Source organism: Pseudomonas sp. PSB18 (genome assembly GCF_014596565.1).
Taxonomy (GTDB): domain Bacteria; phylum Pseudomonadota; class Gammaproteobacteria; order Pseudomonadales; family Pseudomonadaceae; genus Aquipseudomonas.
In genome coordinates, this window is record NZ_NOIN01000003.1 from 208,145 (window position 1) to 228,328 (window position 20,184).

Here is a 20,184-nt window from a genome sequence, read left to right on the forward strand (position 1 = left end):
GAGCGAGCCTGCTCGCGATGGCGATTTCATTTAATGACGATAAGCCCAACGCTGGCGCAACCACTCCAGGTCTTCGGGACGGGTGACCTTGATGTTGTCCGACCGCCCTTCAATCAACCGCGGCGCCTGCCCCGCCCACTCCATGGCAGAAGCTTCATCGGTAATCACCGCATCCGCCACCAGGCTGTCGGCCAAGGCCCGATGCAAGGCACCGAGGCGAAACATCTGCGGTGTATAGGCTTGCCAGATCACGCTGCGATCAACGGTTTCCACCACACGGCCATGCTTGTCGACGCGTTTTAGGGTATCGCGTGCCGGGACGGCCAACAGGCCACCGACCGGGTCGTTCGCCAGCTCGCCGAGCAGCGTGTCAAGATCGTCCCTGGACAGGTTGGGCCGGGCAGCATCATGCACCAGTACCCAATCGTGATCGTCGGCGCCCTGGGCATGCAGGTGCAGCAAGGCATTGAGCACCGAATCCGAACGCTGCGCGCCACCGTCTACCCGCTGAACGCGGGAGTCGCCGGCACAGGCCAGGGTCGGCCAGTAAGGATCATCGTGGGCAACGCAGACCACCACGCCCTTGACGGTCGGATGATCGAGGAAACAGCCGAGGCTGTGTTCAAGAATAGTGCGCCCGCCCAGTTGCAGGTATTGCTTGGGACGGTCCGCGGCCATACGGGCTCCGACGCCCGCGGCAGGAATCACGGCCCAGAAGGCCGGCAATCGGATACTCATTGGGCCAACTGGTAGAGGGTTTCGCCCTCCTTGACCATGCCCAACTCATGACGAGCCCGCTCTTCAACGGTCTCCATGCCTTTTTTCAGTTCCATCACTTCGGCGTCCATCACCCGATTACGCTCCAGCAATGCCTCGTTCTCGGCGTGCTGGTCGGCAATCTGCTGAGTCAGGTCGGCCACTTGCGCCAGGCTGCCATTACCCACCCACAGGCGGTACTGCAGGCCGGCCAGCAACAGGAGCAAGACAAGAAACAACCAATTGGGACTGCGCATCGAATATCAGGTATCCAGTGAAAAAAGACCGCCATGCCAAACTTTGAAACGTCTGATAGCACGAAGCCTGGAAGAACCAGGCTTGTGCTTCATAAGGCATCAGATTAGAGGCAAAACCGCCGCTATAGCGACTTTTGCGACCTAATCCGCTGTCTTTTTACCATTTACCGCTTAACCGCGAAACTCGGCACGACCGTTGTACTTGGCCTTGCCGTTCAACTGCTCTTCGATACGCAGCAGTTGGTTGTACTTGGAAACGCGATCGGAACGGCACAGCGAACCGGTCTTGATCTGCCCTGCGGCGGTGCCCACGGCCAGGTCGGCGATGGTCGAATCCTCGGTTTCACCGGAACGGTGGGAGATCACGGCAGTGTAACCGGCGGCCTTGGCCATCTGGATGGCTTCCAGGGTTTCGGTCAGGGTGCCGATCTGGTTGAACTTGATCAGGATCGAGTTGGCGATCTTCTTGTCGATGCCTTCTTTCAGGATCTTGGTGTTGGTCACGAACAGGTCGTCGCCCACCAGCTGGGTTTTTTCGCCGATCTTGTCGGTGAGGATTTTCCAGCCGGCCCAGTCGGACTCGTCCAGGCCGTCTTCGATGGAGATGATCGGGTAGCGCTCGGTCAGGCCCTTGAGGTAATCGGCAAAACCTTCGGCAGTGAACACCTGGCCTTCGCCGGACAGGTTGTACTTGCCGTCTTCGAAGAACTCGCTGGCAGCGCAGTCCAGGGCCAGGGTCACGTCGGTACCCAGCTTGTAGCCAGCATTGGCCACGGCTTCGGAGATCACTTTCAGCGCGTCTTCGTTGGACGCCAGGTTCGGTGCGAAACCGCCTTCGTCGCCAACCGCGGTGCTCAGGCCACGGGCCTTCAGCACTGCCTTGAGGTGATGGAAAATCTCGGTGCCCATGCGCAGGCCTTCGGAGAAGGACTTGGCGCCAACCGGCTGGACCATGAACTCCTGGATGTCGACGTTGTTGTCGGCATGCTCGCCACCGTTGATGATGTTCATCATCGGTACCGGCATCGAGTAGACACCCGGGGTACCGTTGAGGTTGGCGATGTGGGCATACAGCGGCAGGTCCTGGTCCTGGGCGGCAGCCTTGGCGGCGGCCAGCGAAACGGCGAGGATCGCGTTGGCGCCCAGGGTGGCTTTGTTCTCGGTGCCGTCGAGCTTGATCATGGCCAGGTCGAGGGCTTTCTGGTCGGCAGGATCCTTGCCCAGCAACAGATCACGGATAGGACCGTTGATGTTGGCAACGGCCTTCAGTACGCCCTTGCCCAGGTAACGGCTCTTGTCGCCATCACGCAGCTCCAGCGCTTCGCGCGAGCCAGTGGAAGCACCGGACGGCGCGCAGGCGCTGCCGATGATGCCGTTGTCGAGAAGCACGTCCGCTTCAACAGTGGGGTTGCCACGGGAGTCGAGAACTTCACGACCTTTGATGTCGACGATTTTTGCCATTGTTGTAAACACTCCAAAGTTGACGAAACGCTGCGGGAGCACGGCTTGCCGGCGATGGGGGCCTCAAGGGCGCCATCACTGGCAAGCCATGCTCCCACAAGAGCAGTGCGGCCAGCGGGCCAGAGCGATAATCGAGCGGTACTTTACCGGAGAAAACCGCGTTACGCGGTTTCTATCGTCGGAAAACCCTTGACCAGTTCGTCCAACGCCTTGAGCTGAGACAGGAAAGGCTCCAGCTTGTTCAGGCGCAAGGCGCAAGGGCCGTCGCACTTGGCGTTATCCGGGTCCGGGTGGGCCTCGAGGAACAGGCCCGCCAGGGATTGGCTCATGCCGGCCTTGGCCAGGTCGGTCACCTGGGCGCGACGGCCACCGGCGGAGTCGGAACGGCCGCCAGGCATCTGCAGTGCGTGGGTCACGTCGAAGAACACCGGGTACTCGAACTGCTTCATGATGCCGAAGCCGAGCATGTCCACCACCAGGTTGTTGTAGCCGAAGCTCGAACCGCGCTCGCAGAGGATCAACTGGTCGTTCCCGGCCTCTTCGCACTTGCTCAGGATGTGTTTCATTTCCTGGGGCGCGAGGAACTGGGCTTTCTTGATGTTGATCACCGCGCCGGTCTTCGCCATCGCGACCACCAGGTCGGTCTGGCGCGACAGGAAGGCCGGCAACTGGATGATGTCGCAGACCTCGGCGACGACCGCGGCCTGATCAGGCTCGTGGACGTCGGTAATGATCGGCACGCCGAAGGCTTGCTTGATGTCCTGGAAGATCCGCATGCCTTCTTCCAGGCCCGGGCCACGGTACGAGGTCACGGACGATCGGTTGGCCTTGTCGAAGCTAGCCTTGAAGACATAAGGGATACCCAGTTTCTGGGTAACCTTGACGTACTCCTCGCAGACCTGCATCGCCATGTCGCGGCTTTCCAGCACGTTCATGCCGCCGAACAGCACCATGGGCTTGTCGTTGGCAATTTCGATGTCGCCAACGCGGATGATCTTCTGGGCCATCGTCTTATGCCTTTTTCTGGTGTTGAGCCAATGCGGCCTTCACGAAACCGCTGAACAGCGGATGACCGTCCCGTGGCGTCGAGGTGAACTCGGGGTGGAACTGGCAGGCGACGAACCATGGGTGGTCCGGGGACTCGACCACTTCGACCAGCGCGCCATCGCCGGAGCGACCGGAGATCTTCAGGCCGGCTTCGATCAGTTGCGGCAGCAGCTTGTTGTTCACTTCGTAGCGATGGCGGTGACGTTCGACGATCACATCCTTGGCGTAGCAATCGTGCACCAGGGAGCCGGCTTCAAGCAGGCATTCCTGGGCGCCGAGGCGCATGGTGCCGCCCAGGTCGGAGGTTTCGGTCCGCACTTCCACGGCACCGGTGGCGTCTTCCCACTCGGTGATCAGGCCCACGACCGGGTGACCGCTGGCGCGATCGAACTCGGTGGAGTTGGCGTCCTTCCAGCCCATCACGTTACGGGCGAACTCGATGACCGCCACTTGCATGCCCAGGCAGATACCCAGGTATGGCACCTTGTTTTCGCGAGCGTACTGGACAGCAGTGATCTTGCCTTCCACGCCCCGCAGGCCGAAGCCGCCTGGGACGAGGATCGCATCGGCGCCTTCGAGCAGGCCGGTGCCCTGGTTCTCGATGTCTTCGGAGTCGATGTAGCGCAGGTTGACCTTGGTGCGGTTGCTGATGCCGGCGTGACTCATCGCTTCGATCAGCGACTTGTAGGCGTCCAGCAGCTCCATGTACTTGCCGACCATGGCGATGGTGACTTCGTGCTCAGGGTTGAGCTTGGCATCGACCACGGCGTCCCATTCGGACAGGTCGGCGCCGGCGCATTGCAGGCCGAAACGCTCGACGACGAAATCGTCCAGGCCCTGGGAGTGCAGGATGCCCGGGATCTTGTAGATGGTGTCGGCGTCTTCGAGACCGATGACCGCGCGCTCTTCAACGTTGGTGAACTGGGCGATCTTGCGGCGCGAGGAGATATCGATCGGGTGATCGGAGCGGCAGATCAGCACGTCCGGTTGCAGGCCGATGGAGCGCAGTTCCTTGACCGAGTGCTGGGTTGGCTTGGTCTTGGTTTCGCCGGCAGTGGCGATGTACGGCACCAGCGTCAGGTGCATCAGCATCGCGCGCTTGGCGCCGATTTCGAAACGCAACTGGCGGATGGCTTCGAGGAACGGCTGGGACTCGATGTCGCCCACGGTACCGCCGATCTCGACCATCGCCACGTCGGCGTCGCCGGCACCCTTGATGATGCGGCGCTTGATCTCATCGGTGATGTGGGGAATGACCTGGATGGTCGCGCCCAGGTAATCACCACGACGTTCCTTGCGCAGCACGTGCTCGTAGACGCGGCCGGTGGTGAAGTTGTTGTTCTGGGTCATGGTCGTGCGGATGAACCGCTCGTAGTGGCCCAGGTCCAGGTCGGTCTCGGCGCCGTCATGAGTGACGAACACTTCGCCGTGCTGGAACGGGCTCATGGTGCCCGGGTCGACGTTGATGTACGGGTCCAGCTTGAGCATGGTGACCTTAAGTCCCCGCGCCTCCAGGATGGCCGCCAATGAAGCCGAGGCAATGCCTTTCCCCAATGAAGAAACAACACCGCCCGTGACGAATATGTAGCGCGTCATGAAAAACCCTAGAAGTCTGCGTTAAAGCGGTCCGAGCCGCCGGGGAAAGCGAAGGAAGGCCGAAGCCCCCGATCACCTGCATTAATCACAGTGCACCTTTCAAAAAAACCGCCGCGTTGGGACAGACCGGAAGAAAAATCACCGGTACGTTGCTCGCTACACATTTTTTGGAATCGCCCAGCAAAGACTGCTTGGTAATCGGCAACTCCTGCAATTCAGGCGAATCCACAGAAGTTGTATCAAGAAGGGAGCGTAGTCTACCGGAAAGCCCCTTTCAGCTCAAACCCAGATCTTGCTCCGATGGCTGCCAACGCAATTGCCAAGCGCCATCAACGTCCCCGTCGAGCCCCGGCAGGTTGGCCACCGCCAGTAATTGCCCGTCCCGATACAACAGCGGCAATCGGCCACGAACGAACGCCGGCAGGCCACTTTCGTTGAGCAAACGCTTGAGATCCCGATGACCACGACCGGGCAGCGTCATCACCTCGCCGCCCTGACGATAGCGCACGCAGAGCCGACCGTCGGGGATTTTCCCGTTGAGGGTCACCCGGCCATTGCCCGGCAGATCCAAAGCCTCAGTTGCCCGGGGCCATCTGACGCAGCCCGAGACCGTGTGCAGCCAAGAGCCGGACAACCACCAGGCCCGCCCGCCGGCCCGGTGCAGCTCACCGCCGGCCAGGCGCCAGATCGGCCGGGCATCATCCCCCGCGTCGCGCAGTGAATCCCAGCCGGCCCAGTGGTCGCTGTCGGGCAGCGTCGTCAGGGCCGCCAGCCAGTGGCCCATTGCATTGCGCTGGCGAGCGGCTGACAAGGCCTGCAAAGGCGCCAGCGCCAGCGATTGCAGCCCAAGCCAGTCGAACGCATCTGGCGTCACGGCCTGGGCCAAGTCGATCCGCGCCAAGTCGTCCAGCAAGCCTTGGGCTTCGCCCATGTGCGCAGCACTTCGGGCCAGGGTTGCCGAGGCTTGCGGCCAGTGCCCGGCCAGCAGTGGAAAAACCCGCTGACGCAGGTAGTTGCGCGCGTACCGGTGATCATCGTTGGACGGGTCGTCGATCCAGCTCAAGCTCTGTTGCGTCGCATAGGTTTCCAACTCGGCACGGGATACCTCGAGCAAGGGCCGCAGCAGATGCCCCAGCCCCAAAGGCCGCTGCCGCGGCATCGCCGCCAAGCCCCTCACCCCTGCCCCCCGCAGCAGGCGAAACAACAAGGTTTCGGCCTGGTCATCACGGTGCTGGGCGGTGAGCAGCACTTCATCGCCATGGGTGGCCGCCACGAACGCGCCATAACGCGCCTCCCGGGCGGCACGCTCGATACTGGCGCCAGGGCGCACTTGCACATTCACCACGTCCAGCGGTACGCCAAGGGCCGCACAGACCGAACGGCAATGATCCGGCCACGCCTCGGCCGCTGCCTGAAGGCCGTGATGCACATGGATCGCACTCAGCGCGGGTAGGGCATGGTGTTGCGAAAGGGTCGCGAGCAGGTGCAACAGGACGGTGGAATCGAGACCACCGGAAAAGGCAATGCGCCAGGTAGTAGCGTTGCGCCAGGGGGAGAGCTGGGTGAGGAGCCGGGTGGATAGATCCGCGCGGGAGTTCATAGGAGTCAGCCTTGGCACAAACAACTGTGGGAGCGAGCCTGCTCGCGATGGCGGTGAATCAATCAACTCATTTGTTGAATGTCAAACCGCTTTCGCGAGCAGGCTCGCTCCCACAGGGTATAGCGTTCGGATCAGAGACCGTAGCTCATCAACCGCTCGTAGCGACGGGCCAGCAGCGCGTCGTTGTCGAACTTCTTCAGCATCGACAATTGCGAACTCAGCTCTGCGCGAATCAGCGCGGCAGCCGCTGCCGGGTCACGATGAGCACCGCCCACCGGCTCGTTGATCACTTTATCCACGATGCCCAGGCCTTTGAGACGCTCGGCGGTGATGCCCATGGCTTCCGCGGCGTCCGGCGCTTTCTCGGCGGTTTTCCACAGGATCGAGGCGCAGCCTTCCGGCGAGATCACTGCGTAAGTCGAATACTGCAGCATGTTCAATTGGTCGCAGACGCCGATGGCCAACGCACCGCCGGAACCGCCTTCACCGATCACAGTGGCGATGATCGGGGTCTTCAGGCGTGCCATGACCCGCAGGTTCCAGGCAATCGCTTCGCTCTGGTTGCGCTCTTCGGCGTCGATACCCGGATAGGCGCCCGGCGTGTCGATGAAGGTCAGGATCGGCATCTTGAAGCGTTCGGCCATTTCCATCAGGCGGCAGGCCTTGCGATAGCCTTCCGGACGCGGCATGCCGAAGTTGCGACGGACTTTTTCGCGTACTTCGCGGCCCTTCTGGTGACCGATGACCATCACCGGCTGGTCGTCCAGGCGGGCGACACCGCCGACGATCGCGGCGTCGTCGGAGAAGTGACGATCGCCGTGCAATTCGTCGAACTCGGTGAAGATGTGATCGATGTAGTCCAGGGTGTATGGACGACGCGGATGACGCGCCAGGCGCGCGATCTGCCAGCTGGTCAGCTTGCCGAAGATGTCTTCGGTCAGCGTGCGGCTCTTGTCCTGCAGACGAGAGATCTCATCGCCGATATTCAGCGAATTGTCATTACCGACCAAGCGCAACTCTTCGATCTTGGCTTGCAGGTCGGCGATCGGCTGTTCGAAATCTAGAAAATTCGGGTTCATAGGCGTCCGTCTTGGGTCGACGTCCAAGAGAGCTTGGGCCGGCCGGTTGTCTATTCGCGCCCTACCTTAAGGGAGAGGCGCGTTCAGGTCGAGATTAAAAATTCGGGTCGCGGTCAGGGACCACTCCAAGTCCAGGAGTGGCCCCTGGCCGTCAACGGTATTGGAGGAAGACGTTGTCTTTGCCGAACTGGTCACGCAAGGCTTGAATCAACGCATCCGCCGGATCGATCCGCCAGCCCTCGCCGAACTGCAGCACGGCCTTGGCGTCGGGGCGCACGTACTCCATGGTGATCGGGCAGGCACCGCGATGGCGCTTGAACAACTCGCCCAGCCAGCGCAGCTGGTCGCCCTTGAGGTCCTGGGTCTGCAATTTCAGGCGCAGGCTCTCGGCCAGGTTGGTCCGGGCATCCTCCATGCTCATCACCCGCTTGACCCGTAGCCGCAGGCCACCGGAGAAATCATCGTTGCTGACCTCGCCTTCCACCACCACCATCGCGTCGGTCTGCAACAGCGACTGCGCCGAGTGGAACGCATCGGCAAACAACGATGCCTCGATACGCCCGGAACGGTCGTCGAGGGTGATGAACCCCATCTTGTCGCCCTTCTTGTTCTTCATCACCCGCAGGGCGATGATCATCCCAGCGACGGTTTGCGTATCGCGAGCCGGCTTCAGGTCGATGATGCGTTGACGGGCGAAGCGGCGGATTTCGCCTTCGTACTCATCGATCGGGTGACCGGTGAGGTACAGCCCCAGGGTGTCTTTCTCGCCTTTGAGGCGTTCCTTGAGGGTCAGTTCCTTGGCCTTGCGATGGTTGCCGTAGACGTCGGCATCTTCCTCGACGAACAGGCCACCAAACAGGTCGGCGTGGCCGCTGTCATGGGTGCGGGCAGTTTGTTCGGCAGCCTTGATCGCTTCTTCCATGGCCGCCAGCAACACCGCGCGGTTGCGGTCGATGTTGGCCTGGTAGGCCTTGGGTTCGTCCTGGAAGTAGGGCCCCAGCCGGTCCAGCGCGCCGCTGCGGATCAAGCCGTCGAGGGTGCGCTTGTTGATACGTTTGAGGTCGACCCGGGCACAGAAATCGAACAGATCCTTGAACGGCCCATCCTGGCGGGCCTCGGTGATGGCCTCCACCGGCCCCTCGCCTACGCCCTTGATCGCGCCCAGCCCATAGATGATGCGGCCCTCGTCGTTCACCGTGAACTTGAACTCCGAAGCGTTCACGTCCGGCGCGTCGAGGCGCAGCTTCATGGTCCGCACTTCTTCGATCAGGGTCACGACCTTGTCGGTGTTGTGCATATCCGCCGACAGCACGGCGGCCATGAATGGCGCTGGGTAATGCGCCTTCAGCCATGCGGTCTGGTACGACACCAGGCCGTAGGCGGCAGAGTGGGATTTGTTGAAGCCGTAGCCAGCGAATTTTTCCACCAGGTCGAAGATGTTACCGGCCAGGTCCGCATCGATGCCGTTGTTCGCACAGCCCTCGATGAAGCCGCCGCGCTGCTTGGCCATCTCCTCGGGCTTCTTCTTACCCATCGCCCGACGCAACATGTCCGCGCCGCCAAGGGTGTAGCCGGCCATGACCTGGGCAATCTGCATCACCTGTTCCTGATACAGGATGATGCCGTAGGTCGGCGCCAGCACCGGCTTGAGGCCGTCGTACTGGTAATCCGGGTGCGGATACGCCAACTCGGCGCGACCGTGCTTACGGTTGATGAAGTCGTCCACCATGCCCGATTGCAGCGGGCCCGGACGGAACAGCGCCACCAGTGCGATCAGGTCTTCCAGGCAGTCGGGCTTGAGCTTCTTGATCAGCTCCTTCATGCCGCGGGATTCGAGCTGGAACACCGCCGTGGTTTCGGCTTTCTGCAGCAGGCTGTAGGTCGGTTTGTCGTCCAGTGGAATGAAAGCAATGTCCAGCGGCTCTTCACCGACCTTGGCCCGGTCGCGGTTGATGGTTTTCAGCGCCCAGTCGATGATGGTCAGGGTCCGCAGCCCCAGGAAGTCGAACTTCACCAGGCCCGCCGCCTCGACGTCGTCCTTGTCGAACTGGGTTACCAGACCGTCGCCCTCTTCGTCGCAATAGATCGGCGAGAAGTCAGTCAGTTTGGTCGGCGCGATCACCACGCCACCGGCGTGCTTGCCGACGTTACGCACCACGCCTTCGAGCTTGCGGGCCATCTCCCAGATTTCCGCCGCCTCTTCATCGACCTTGATGAAGTCCCGCAGGATCTCTTCCTGCTCGTAGGCCTTTTCCAGGGTCATGCCGACTTCGAACGGAATCATCTTCGACAGACGATCCGCCAGGCCATAGGACTTGCCCTGCACCCGGGCTACGTCACGCACCACCGCCTTGGCGGCCATGGAACCGAAGGTGATGATCTGGCTCACCGCGTTGCGGCCGTATTTCTCGGCCACGTAATCGATCACCCGGTCACGCCCGTCCATGCAGAAGTCGACGTCGAAGTCGGGCATGGAAACCCGCTCCGGGTTGAGGAAGCGTTCGAACAGCAGGTCATATTCCAGCGGATCGAGGTCGGTGATCTTCTGCACGTAGGCCACCAGCGACCCGGCACCCGATCCACGACCCGGCCCTACCGGCACGCCGTTGCTCTTGGCCCACTGGATAAAGTCCATCACGATCAGGAAGTAACCGGGGAAGCCCATCTGGATGATGATATCCAGCTCGAAATTCAACCGGTCGACATAGACCTGGCGCTTGGCTTCATAATCTTCGGTGGTGTCCTTGGGCAGCAGGACGCTCAGGCGCTCTTCGAGGCCGTCGAACGATACCTTGCGGAAATACTCGTCGATGGTCATGCCATCGGGAATCGGGAAGTTGGGCAGGAAGTGCTTGCCCAGCTTCACTTCGATGTTGCAGCGCTTGGCGATCTCGACGGTGTTTTCCAGCGCCTCGGGTAGATCGCTGAACAACTCGGCCATTTCCTCGGCGCTTTTGAGGTATTGCTGGTCGCTGTAGTTCTTGGGCCGACGCGGATCATCGAGGGCCCGGCCCTCACCGATGCAGACGCGGGTTTCGTGGGCTTCGAAGTCTTCCTGCTTGATGAAGCGAACGTCGTTGGTCGCTACCAGCGGTGCGCCGATCTTGTCAGCCAGCGCCACGGCGGCATGCAGGTGCTCTTCGTCATTGGGGCGGTTGGTGCGCTGCACTTCGATGTAGAAGCGGTCCGGGAATATCGACATCCACTCACGGGCCAGGGTCTCGGCTTCCTCGACGTTACCACTGAGCAGGGCCAGGCCGATTTCACCTTCCTTGGCCGCCGACAGCATGATCAGGCCTTCGCTGGCCTCGGCCACCCATTCGCGCTCGATGATGATCGAACCGTTGCGCTGGCCATCGATAAAGCCACGGGAGATCAACTCGGTCAGGTTGCGGTAACCCACGGCGTTCATGACCAGCAGGCTGATACGACTCAACGGTGCATCCGGATCCTTGCTGGACAACCACAGGTCGGCACCGCAGATCGGCTTGATTCCGCCGCCCATGGCGGTCTTGTAGAACTTGACCAGCGAACACATGTTGTTCTGGTCGGTGACCGCCACGGCAGGCATGTTCATGCCCACCAGGGTCTTGACCAGTGGCTTGATCCGCACCAGACCGTCGACCAGGGAATATTCAGTGTGCAGGCGTAGATGAACGAATGAAGCCGGCATAGTGATCCTGCGTAAAGTCATGAAAACAACAAGGCCCGGATTGTACCGGGCCTTGGGTCTGAGTGGCGAATGCTCGTCAGTCGAAATACCGACCTTGTGGGAGCGAGCCTGCTCGGGAAGGCGCTATATCAGGCAACATCAATGTCTACCGTGCCGCCCTCTTCGCGAGCAAGCTCGCTCCCACAGGGGATTGCATTTGGCTGAACGGGACCAGCCGTTACCAAACCCTCACGAGCCTCATACGCCATCCGCACCGGTGCGAACGAACGCCGATGAATGGGGGTTGGCCCCAGTCGCGCCAAGGCTTCCAGATGCACCGGCGTCGGGTAACCCTTGTGGCCACCAATGCCGTAGCCCGGGTAAATCAGTTCGAAGGCGCTCATCTCCCGGTCACGGCTGACCTTGGCCAGGATCGATGCCGCCGCGATAGCCGGCACTTTCGCATCGCCCTGGATCACCGCCTCGGCGCGCATCGACAGTTTCGGGCAACGATTGCCATCGATCATCGCCAGTTTCGGCGTGATGTGCAGGCCCTGCACCGCTCGCTGCATGGCGAGCATGGTGGCGTGCAGGATATTCAGCTCGTCGATTTCTTCGACCTCGGCGCGGGCGATGCACCAGCTCAGGGCTTTTTCGCAGATTTCGTCGTAGAGCTTCTCGCGACGGGCCTCGGTGAGCTTCTTGGAATCGTTGAGGCCCAGGATCGGCCGATTCGGGTCGAGAATCACCGCGGCCGTCACCACCGCGCCGCACAATGGGCCGCGCCCCACTTCATCGACGCCCGCCACCAGCTCTTCGACTTCGGCGACCAGGTTGAAATCCAGGCCCATCTGCTGCTTCGAATGCTTCATGGTTTGGCACCGATCAAGGCCAGTACCGCGTCTGCGGCCTGGTTGGAGGCATCGCGGCGCAATGTGCGGTGGATCTCGTCAAAGCCCCGGGTCTGCTCCTGGCCGCCGTCGATCAACGGCGCCAGTGTATTGGCCAATGCGTCGGCTGTTGCATCGTCCTGCAGCAACTCGGGCACCAGCAAACGCTGGGCCAGCAGGTTCGGCAGGGAGATGTAAGGACTCTTGACCATGCGCTTGAGGATCCAGAACGTCAGCGGCGCCAGACGATAAGCAACCACCATCGGACGCTTGTACAGCAATGCTTCAAGGGTAGCAGTGCCGGACGCAATCAACACCGCGTCGCACGCAGCCAGCGCCTGATGGGAGCGACCATCGAGCAGCATGACCGGCAAATCGCGGCCGGCCAACAGCGCTTCAAGCTGCTCGCGACGTTGCGGACTGGCACAGGGCAGGACAAAACGCACGTCGGGACGCATCGCCCGAAGACGCTCGGCGGCATCGAAAAACAAGCCACCCAGGCGACTTACTTCACCGCCCCGGCTACCAGGCATCAACGCCACCAGCGGCCCATCGGGCAAGCCCAATGCCTGGCGGGCGCCCTCGCGATCGGCTTCCAGGGGAATGGTGTCGGCCAGGGTATGCCCGACAAAGCGTACCGGCACGCCCTTCTCCTCATAGAACCTGGCTTCGAACGGCAGCAGCGTCAGCATCAGGTCGCAGCCTTCGCGAATCTTCAGGACGCGCTTCTGCCGCCAGGCCCAGACCGACGGACTGACGTAGTGCACGGTCTTGATCCCGGCCTGACGCAACCTGAGTTCAATGTTGAGGGTGAAATCCGGCGCATCGATGCCGATGAACACATCCGGCTTTTCATCAATCAGAGTCGCAATCAGCTTCTTGCGCCGGGCCAGTAGCTCGCGCAGCCGACCGAGCACTTCCACCAGCCCCATCACCGACAGGCGTTCCATCGGGAAATAGGACGTCAACCCCTCGGCTTGCATCAATGGCCCACCGACACCAATGAACTCCACCGCCGGATGCTGCGCCTTGAGCGCACGCATCAGGCCCGCACCCAGGATATCGCCGGAAGCTTCGCCCGCCACCAGCGCAATACGCAAATGGCCCATGGTCAGCGAGTGATGCCGCGGGTCGAAGATTGGATGGAATCGCGGAACACCGCGACTTCCGGGAACTGGGTCGATGCCTCGGCCAACTCGACCAGTGCCTGCTCGATGGTCAACCCCTGGCGATACACGACCTTGTAGGCCCGACGTAATGCACCAATCGCATCTTCGCTGAAGCCACGACGACGCATGCCTTCGAAGTTCATGCTGCGGGCTTCGGCCGGATTGCCGAACACCGTGACATAGGCCGGGACGTCCTTGCCGATGGCGGTACCCATGCCGGAGAAGCTGTGGGCGCCGATATGGCAGTACTGGTGAACCAGGGTGAAGCCGGACAGGATCGCCCAGTCGTCCACGTGGACATGGCCGGCCAGCGCGGTATTGTTCACCAGAATGCAATGGTTGCCGATGACACTGTCGTGGCCGATGTGGGCATAGGCCATGATCAGGTTGTGGTCGCCCAGGGTCGTTTCGGAGCGGTCCTGAACGGTGCCACGGTGAATCGTCACGCCCTCGCGGATCACGTTGTGATCGCCGATGACCAGGCGGGTTTCTTCACCTTTGTATTTGAGATCGGGCGTGTCCTCGCCTACCGTAGAAAACTGGTAGATACGATTGTGCCGACCAATCCGGGTCGGTCCCTTGAGCACTACGTGCGGGCCGATCACCGTACCCTCGCCGATTTCCACACCTGCGCCGATGATCGACCAAGGGCCGACCTCGACATCGGCGGCCAGGACGGCCGTCGGATCGATGATTGCGCGAGGGTCAATCAAACTCATAGCTTGCGTTCCGCGCAAATGATTTCAGCGGAGCAGACAGGCTTGCCGTCGACCGAAGCCTGGCACTCGAACTTCCAGATCTGGCGCTTGCAGCTGATGAACGTGGCTTCGAGGATCAACTGATCGCCCGGGGTCACCGGCTGGCGGAAACGCAACTTGTCGGACCCGACGAAGTAGTAGAGCGTGCCGTCCGCAGGCTTCACGTCCATGATCTTGAAACCAAGGATCCCGGCAGCCTGAGCCATGGCCTCGATGATCAGCACGCCCGGCATGATGGGGTGCGCAGGGAAGTGACCATTGAAGAACGGCTCGTTGATGCTGACATTCTTGTAGGCGCGAATGCGCTTGCCCTCAATATCCAGCTCCACTACCCGATCCACAAGCAGGAACGGATAACGGTGAGGCAGGTATTCGCGAATCTCGTTGATGTCCATCATTTCGGGGGGAAGCCTATGTAAAGATTGGGAGGTGCGCGATAGACGCGCGCTCCGCTAGCAAATCAAGGAAGCCTGGCGGCCGTGCACACTTGATATGGAAATGGTATCAGCCATCTGATGAAGCATTACCGTCAGGGGTCACGTCCCCTACACGCTTTTCCAGCTGTCGCAGGCGTCGCGCGATGTCATCGAGCTGACGGATACGGGCCGCGCTCTTGCGCCATTCGGCCGCCGGCTGCATCGCCGTACCGGAAGAATAGGCACCCGGCTCGGTAATCGAGTGGGTCACCATGGTCATCCCGGTCAGGAAAACGTTGTCACAGATATCGATATGCCCCACCAGCCCCACGCCACCGGCGAGCATGCAGTGCTTGCCGATCCTGGTACTGCCGGAGATACCCACGCAGGCCGCCATGGCGGTGTGATCACCGACCTGGACGTTGTGGGCGATCTGGATCTGGTTGTCCAGCTTCACACCATTGCCGATGACTGTGTCTGCCAGCGCACCGCGGTCGATGGCGGTATTGACGCCGATCTCCACGTCATCGCCGACGGTGACGCCACCGATCTGGGCAATCTTCTGCCAGATGCCTTTCTCGTTGGCGAAACCGAACCCTTCACCGCCCAGCACCGCGCCGGACTGGATAACCACCCGTTTGCCGATGCGCACATCGTGATACAGGGTAACCCGGGGAGCCAGCCAACCACCCTCGCCGATCTCGCTACGAGCACCGACAAAACAATGGGCACCCAGCGTGACACCGGCACCGATCCGCGCCGCACTCTCGATGACCACGAAAGGACCGATGCTGGCCGTCGGGTCGACCACCGCATCCGCCGCAATCACCGCGCTGGGATGAATGCCGGCAGCCGATTTGGGCTTGGGATCGAACAGATGGGAAATCCGCGCGTACGCCAGATACGGATCGGGCACGATCAGGGCGTCACCGGCAAAACCTTCGGCATCGGCAGCCTTGAGCAACAGCGCTGCGGCCCGGCTATCGGCCAGGTATTTGCGATATTGAGGATTTGCCAGGAAGCTCAACTGAGCTGGGCCAGCCTCTTGTAAAGTGGCTAGCCCAGTGATTGCCTTCTCCGGGTCGCCACGCAGGGTGGCTCCGAGGAACTCGGCCAACTGGCCGAGTTTGATAGTCGCTGTCATGGATTACTTCAGCTGGTTCATGCGCTCGATGACCTGGCGCGTGATGTCGTATTGAGGCTTGACATCAATCACTGCGCCACGCTCGAACACCAGGTCAAAACCACCTTTCTTGATGACTTCTTCCACGGCGCTATCGAGCTTCGGCTTGAGCTGCTTGAGCATTTCACGGTCGGCAACGGCTTTCGCTTCGTTCAGCTCCTTGGACTGGAACTGGAAGTCACGGGCCTTTTGCTTGAATTCAAGCTCCAGCCGCTCACGCTCGCCCTGGGCCATCTTGTCGCCACCGGCGACCAGGCGATCCTGAATCCCTTTGGCACTGCTTTCCAGGCTCTTGAGCTTGGTCAGTTGCGGGCCGAACTTTTTCTCCGCATCCACGGCGTATTTCTTCGCCGCGTCGGATTCCAGCAAGGCCATCTGATAGTTCAGTACGGCGATCTTCATGTCGGCAAAAGCCGGACCTGCGACCAGTACGGTCGCCAGGAGAACCAATTGAGTCAACTTACGCACGATGTACTCCTACAAAATCCATTGTCGTTATCTTGGGTCAGACGCTTAGAACGTCTGGCCGAGGGAGAATTGAAACACTTGGGTATCAGCGTCATCCGGTTTCTTGATCGGCATCGCCAACGCGAAGCTCAAAGGACCGAGCGCGGTAACCCAGGTCACGCCTACACCAACGGAACTGGCCATGTTGCTGAGGCTGATGTCGTTGCACTGAGTGTTGGACTTGGTGCCATTGGAATTGGTGGTGTCGCTGCACTTGGAGTCGAAGACGTTACCCACGTCCCAGAATACCGAGGTCCGCAGCGAGCGCTGATCCTTGACGAACGGCATCGGGAACAGGACTTCAAGACCACCCTGGATGAGTACGTTGCCACCGAATGGCAGCGGATCCTGATCCGGGTCGAGGATGGTACCCGGGTTGGTGCCCTTGCTCGGAGTACTGCGCGGCCCCAGCGTACTGTCCTTGAAGCCACGTACCGAGTTGAAACCACCTGCGTAATAGTTCTCGTAGAACGGCAGGCCATCGGTCGACCCGTAGCCATCACCATAACCCAGTTCGGTATGCAGGCGCATGGTGTAGGTGTCGGTCAACGGCTGGAACAGCTGGCCGCGATAATCGAGCTTGAAGAACGACAGGTCACTGCCAGGCGTGGTGGTTTCCAGAACCAGGCTCTGGGAATGACCGCGCGTCGCCAGCACGCCCTTGTTCAGGGTCGACTCGGACCAGCCGGCAGACGCCTTGAAGTTGAGGTAGCTGTCGCCTTCCTTGTTAACGAAATCGAAGATCTCGTCGACGGTGTATCTACCGGTGTTGATCTTGTCCTGCTGGGCAGTCAGACCGAACGTCAGGCGCGAGGTCTCGCTGATCGGATAACCGATGTTGGCGCCGACACCATAGCTGTCCACCGCATAGCTGGAGATATCAGAGTCGAGCTCGTCATAGTCGGTAGTGCGATAGAAGGCGTTGTAGCCCAGGCTCACACCGTCGGCAGTCCAGTAGGGGTCCACGAAACCAAAATTGTAACGAGTCTGGTATTGGCTGCGGGTCAGGCCGATGCTGACCTTGTTACCGGTACCCAGGAAGTTGTTCTGGGTGATCGAGCCACCGAGGATCAGGCCCGCGCTCTGGGCAAAACCGACACTGGCGGTGATCGAGCCGGAGGCCTGCTCTTCGACGCTATAGTTCACATCGACCTGGTCATCGACGCCCGGTACCGCCGGGGTCTCGACGTTGACTTCCTTGAAGAAGCCCAGGCGCTCCAGGCGGGTTTTGGACTGGTCGATCAGATAGGTCGAAGCCCAGCCACCTTCCATCTGGCGCATTTCACGACGCAGCACCTCGTCCTCGGACTTGGTGTTGCCACGGAAGTTGATGCGATTGACGTAGGCACGCTTGCCCGGGTCCACGGCGAAGGTGATGTCGACGGTGTGGTCTTCATCGTGTGGCTGCGGCACGCCGTTGACGTTGGCGAAGGTATAGCCTTCGTTACCCAGGCGGCGGGTGATCAGTTCGGACGTGGTGGTCATCAGCTTGCGCGAGAACACCTGGCCTTTCTGTACCAGCAACAACGACTTGACCTGATCTTCAGGTACCTTCAGGTCACCGCTGAGCTTGACGTCGCGAACCGTGTACTTCTCGCCTTCGTTGACGTTGACGGTGATGTAGACGTGTTTCTTGTCCGGGGTAATGGACACCTGGGTCGAAGCGATGTCCATGTTGATGTAGCCACGGTCCAGGTAGTAGGAACGCAGGCGCTCCAGGTCACCGGAGAGTTTTTCACGGGCGTACTTGTCATCGTTCTTGAAGAACGACAGCCAGTTGGTGGTCTTGAGTTCGAACAGGTCGATCAGGTCTTCGTCGGGGAAAACCGTGTTGCCCACCACGTTGATGTGCTGGATGGCCGCCACGGTGCCTTCGTTGATGTTGACCTTCAGGCCCACACGGTTGCGTGGCTGCGGCACCACTTCGGTGTCGACGGTAGCCGAGTAGCGACCCTGGGCGACGTACTGGCGCTGCAGCTCGTTACGTACACCTTCGAGGGTCGCGCGCTGGAAGATCTCGCCTTCGGCCAGGCCGGACTGCTTAAGGCCTTTCATCAGGTCTTCAGTGGAGATCGCCTTGTTGCCTTCGATCTCGATGCTGGCGACCGACGGCCGCTCGACGACCGTAATGACCAGGACGTTACCGTCACGGCCCAGCTGGATATCCTGAAAGAAACCGGTCTTGAACAGCGCACGAGTGGACTCCACCAGGCGCCGATCATCCGCCTGCTCGCCGACGTTCAACGGCAAGGCACCAAAGACGCTACCTGCGGAAACCCGCTGGAGGCCGTTGACACGAATATCAGAGATAGTGAAGGACTCGGCGTGAACTTCGGCGATCATCAACACGGTAAACACCGCGGTTAGCAGCAGACGTTTCATGAAGTCCTTTCTTATTCCAACTGGCAATAAACAAACTGCCGCAAAATGCGGCAGATTCGCAATTCAGCGAAGCGTTACAGACGACCCAGATCGTTGACCAAGGCAAGCAACATCACCCCGACCACCAAGCTGATACCGATCTGTATCCCCCAACCTTGAACCCGATCCGACAAGGGACGACCACGCGCCCACTCGATCAGATAGAACAGCAGATGCCCCCCATCCAGTACCGGGATGGGCAACAAATTCAGAACCCCCAGGCTAATGCTCAGATAAGCAAGGAAATTCAGGAAATCAGCAACGCCCGACTGGGCAGAAGCGCCCGCCACTTTAGCAATGGTTATCGGTCCACTCAAGTTTTTTACCGAGAGCTCGCCGAACAACATTTTCTTCAGTGAGTCGAGGGTCAGGACACTCATGGTCCAGGTACGACGCGCACCCTCGCCAATCGCCGCAACCGGGCCAAAACTGACCTCGCGGATCATGTCCGGTGGCCAATCGACAGCCTTGACGCCCGCCCCCAGGTAACCCGCCGGCGTCTTGCTCTCGCCACGGGCAGCCAGGGTCACCGGAACGTCGATTGGAGCACCGTCGCGCTCGACGCGCAGCACAATTTTGGTATCAGGACGTACACGAACCGCGTCGACCACCTGCTGCCAGTCAGTGACCGATTGACCATCGAGGGCCAACAGGCGATCGCCGGTCTTCAGCCCGGCGGCCTGGGCCGGTCCCTTCGGATCGAGCTCGGCCAACACCGGCGGCAGTGCCGGACGCCAGGGGCGGATGCCCAGGGAATGGATAGGATCCGGCTCATCGGCCCCCTTGAGCCAGTTATCCAGCACCAGTTCCCGCGGAGAATCCGTTGTCGAGCCCTGCTCGCGCACCATCAACTGCAACGAACCGCTCTCGCCCAGGCGACGCACGAGTTGCAGGTTGACGGCAGCCCAGCCGGAAGTCGGCTCGCCATCGATGGCGACGATTTCCTCACCGGCGCTCAATCCGGCCCGGGCCGCAACGCTGCCGGCCTCGACCGCGCCAATGACAGGACGTACCTGCTCACTCCCCAGCATGGCCAGCGCCCAGAAGAACACCATGGCCAGCAGGAAATTGGCGATCGGCCCCGCCGCCACGATGGCGATGCGCTGCCGGACAGTCTTGCGATTGAAGGATTGATCGAGCTGATCGGCGGGCACTTCGCCTTCACGCTCGTCGAGCATTTTCACGTAGCCGCCCAGCGGGATGGCGGCCACGACGAATTCGGTGCCCGTCTTGTCATGCCAGCGCAGCAAGGGCATGCCAAAGCCGACGGAAAAACGCAGGACCTTCACGCCACAGCGACGGGCGACCCAGAAATGACCGAATTCGTGAAAAGTGACCAGCACACCCAACGCAACCAGGGTGCCGACAATCATATAGAGCGCGCTCATCTGT

At 60.8% G+C, this 20,184-nt stretch carries 15 protein-coding genes and 1 pseudogene; all 16 read right to left on the reverse strand.

The window, feature by feature from the left end:
* Positions 1-30: 30 nt before the first annotated feature.
* Positions 31-738: a 2-C-methyl-D-erythritol 4-phosphate cytidylyltransferase gene (gene ispD / locus CGA22_RS08700; RefSeq protein WP_041022907.1), complete on the reverse strand. Its 708-nt coding sequence runs from the start codon at positions 736-738 to the stop codon at positions 31-33.
* A complete protein-coding gene (gene ftsB / locus CGA22_RS08705; RefSeq protein ID WP_024779031.1) occupies positions 735-1,013 on the reverse strand; it encodes a cell division protein FtsB in 279 nt (92 codons plus the stop codon). The genes ispD and ftsB overlap by 4 nt, the downstream gene beginning before the upstream one ends.
* A 171-nt stretch (positions 1,014-1,184) precedes the next feature.
* Entirely contained in the window at positions 1,185-2,474 is a 1,290-nt protein-coding gene (eno, locus tag CGA22_RS08710) for a phosphopyruvate hydratase (protein WP_024779030.1), read from the reverse strand.
* A 161-nt stretch (positions 2,475-2,635) separates the two neighbouring features.
* Entirely contained in the window at positions 2,636-3,481 is an 846-nt protein-coding gene (kdsA, locus tag CGA22_RS08715) for a 3-deoxy-8-phosphooctulonate synthase (protein ID WP_041022908.1), read from the reverse strand.
* Between the two features lie 4 nt (positions 3,482-3,485).
* On the reverse strand, positions 3,486-5,117 hold the full coding sequence (locus CGA22_RS08720) for a CTP synthase (protein WP_024779028.1): 1,632 nt from the start codon (positions 5,115-5,117) through the stop codon (positions 3,486-3,488).
* Positions 5,118-5,391: 274 nt separating this feature from the next.
* Positions 5,392-6,717 (reverse strand): tRNA lysidine(34) synthetase TilS, encoded by a 1,326-nt coding sequence (gene tilS / locus CGA22_RS08725; protein WP_041022909.1) that lies wholly within the window; start codon positions 6,715-6,717, stop codon positions 5,392-5,394.
* A gap of 131 nt (positions 6,718-6,848) precedes the next feature.
* Positions 6,849-7,796 (reverse strand): acetyl-CoA carboxylase carboxyltransferase subunit alpha, encoded by a 948-nt coding sequence (locus CGA22_RS08730; RefSeq protein ID WP_024779026.1) that lies wholly within the window; start codon positions 7,794-7,796, stop codon positions 6,849-6,851.
* Between the two features lie 151 nt (positions 7,797-7,947).
* Positions 7,948-11,469, reverse strand: a complete 3,522-nt coding sequence (gene dnaE, locus CGA22_RS08735) for a DNA polymerase III subunit alpha (protein WP_041021806.1) — start codon at positions 11,467-11,469, stop codon at positions 7,948-7,950.
* A gap of 248 nt (positions 11,470-11,717) precedes the next feature.
* A pseudogene (gene rnhB / locus CGA22_RS08740) lies at positions 11,718-12,320 on the reverse strand (ribonuclease HII); the annotation flags it as partial.
* The gene (gene lpxB / locus CGA22_RS08745; protein WP_041021807.1) at positions 12,317-13,447 is read right to left on the reverse strand and encodes a lipid-A-disaccharide synthase; all 1,131 of its coding nucleotides are present in this window, start codon (positions 13,445-13,447) and stop codon (positions 12,317-12,319) included. The gene lpxB and the pseudogene rnhB, both read right to left, overlap by 4 nt.
* 2 nt (positions 13,448-13,449) lie before the next feature.
* Positions 13,450-14,226, reverse strand: a complete 777-nt coding sequence (lpxA, locus tag CGA22_RS08750; RefSeq protein WP_041021808.1) for an acyl-ACP--UDP-N-acetylglucosamine O-acyltransferase — start codon at positions 14,224-14,226, stop codon at positions 13,450-13,452.
* Complete coding sequence (fabZ, locus tag CGA22_RS08755) at positions 14,223-14,663, reverse strand: 3-hydroxyacyl-ACP dehydratase FabZ (protein WP_024779021.1); 441 nt, start codon at positions 14,661-14,663, stop codon at positions 14,223-14,225. The genes lpxA and fabZ overlap by 4 nt, the downstream gene beginning before the upstream one ends.
* A gap of 106 nt (positions 14,664-14,769) precedes the next feature.
* Positions 14,770-15,825: a UDP-3-O-(3-hydroxymyristoyl)glucosamine N-acyltransferase gene (lpxD, locus tag CGA22_RS08760; RefSeq protein WP_041021809.1), complete on the reverse strand. Its 1,056-nt coding sequence runs from the start codon at positions 15,823-15,825 to the stop codon at positions 14,770-14,772.
* 3 nt (positions 15,826-15,828) lie between these two features.
* Positions 15,829-16,332, reverse strand: coding sequence for an OmpH family outer membrane protein (locus CGA22_RS08765; RefSeq protein WP_024779019.1), 504 nt, complete (start codon positions 16,330-16,332; stop codon positions 15,829-15,831).
* 45 nt (positions 16,333-16,377) lie between these two features.
* Entirely contained in the window at positions 16,378-18,753 is a 2,376-nt protein-coding gene (gene bamA / locus CGA22_RS08770) for an outer membrane protein assembly factor BamA (RefSeq protein WP_041021810.1), read from the reverse strand.
* A 74-nt stretch (positions 18,754-18,827) separates the two neighbouring features.
* The gene (gene rseP, locus CGA22_RS08775) at positions 18,828-20,180 is read right to left on the reverse strand and encodes a sigma E protease regulator RseP (protein ID WP_041021811.1); all 1,353 of its coding nucleotides are present in this window, start codon (positions 20,178-20,180) and stop codon (positions 18,828-18,830) included.
* Positions 20,181-20,184: the final 4 nt, after the last annotated feature.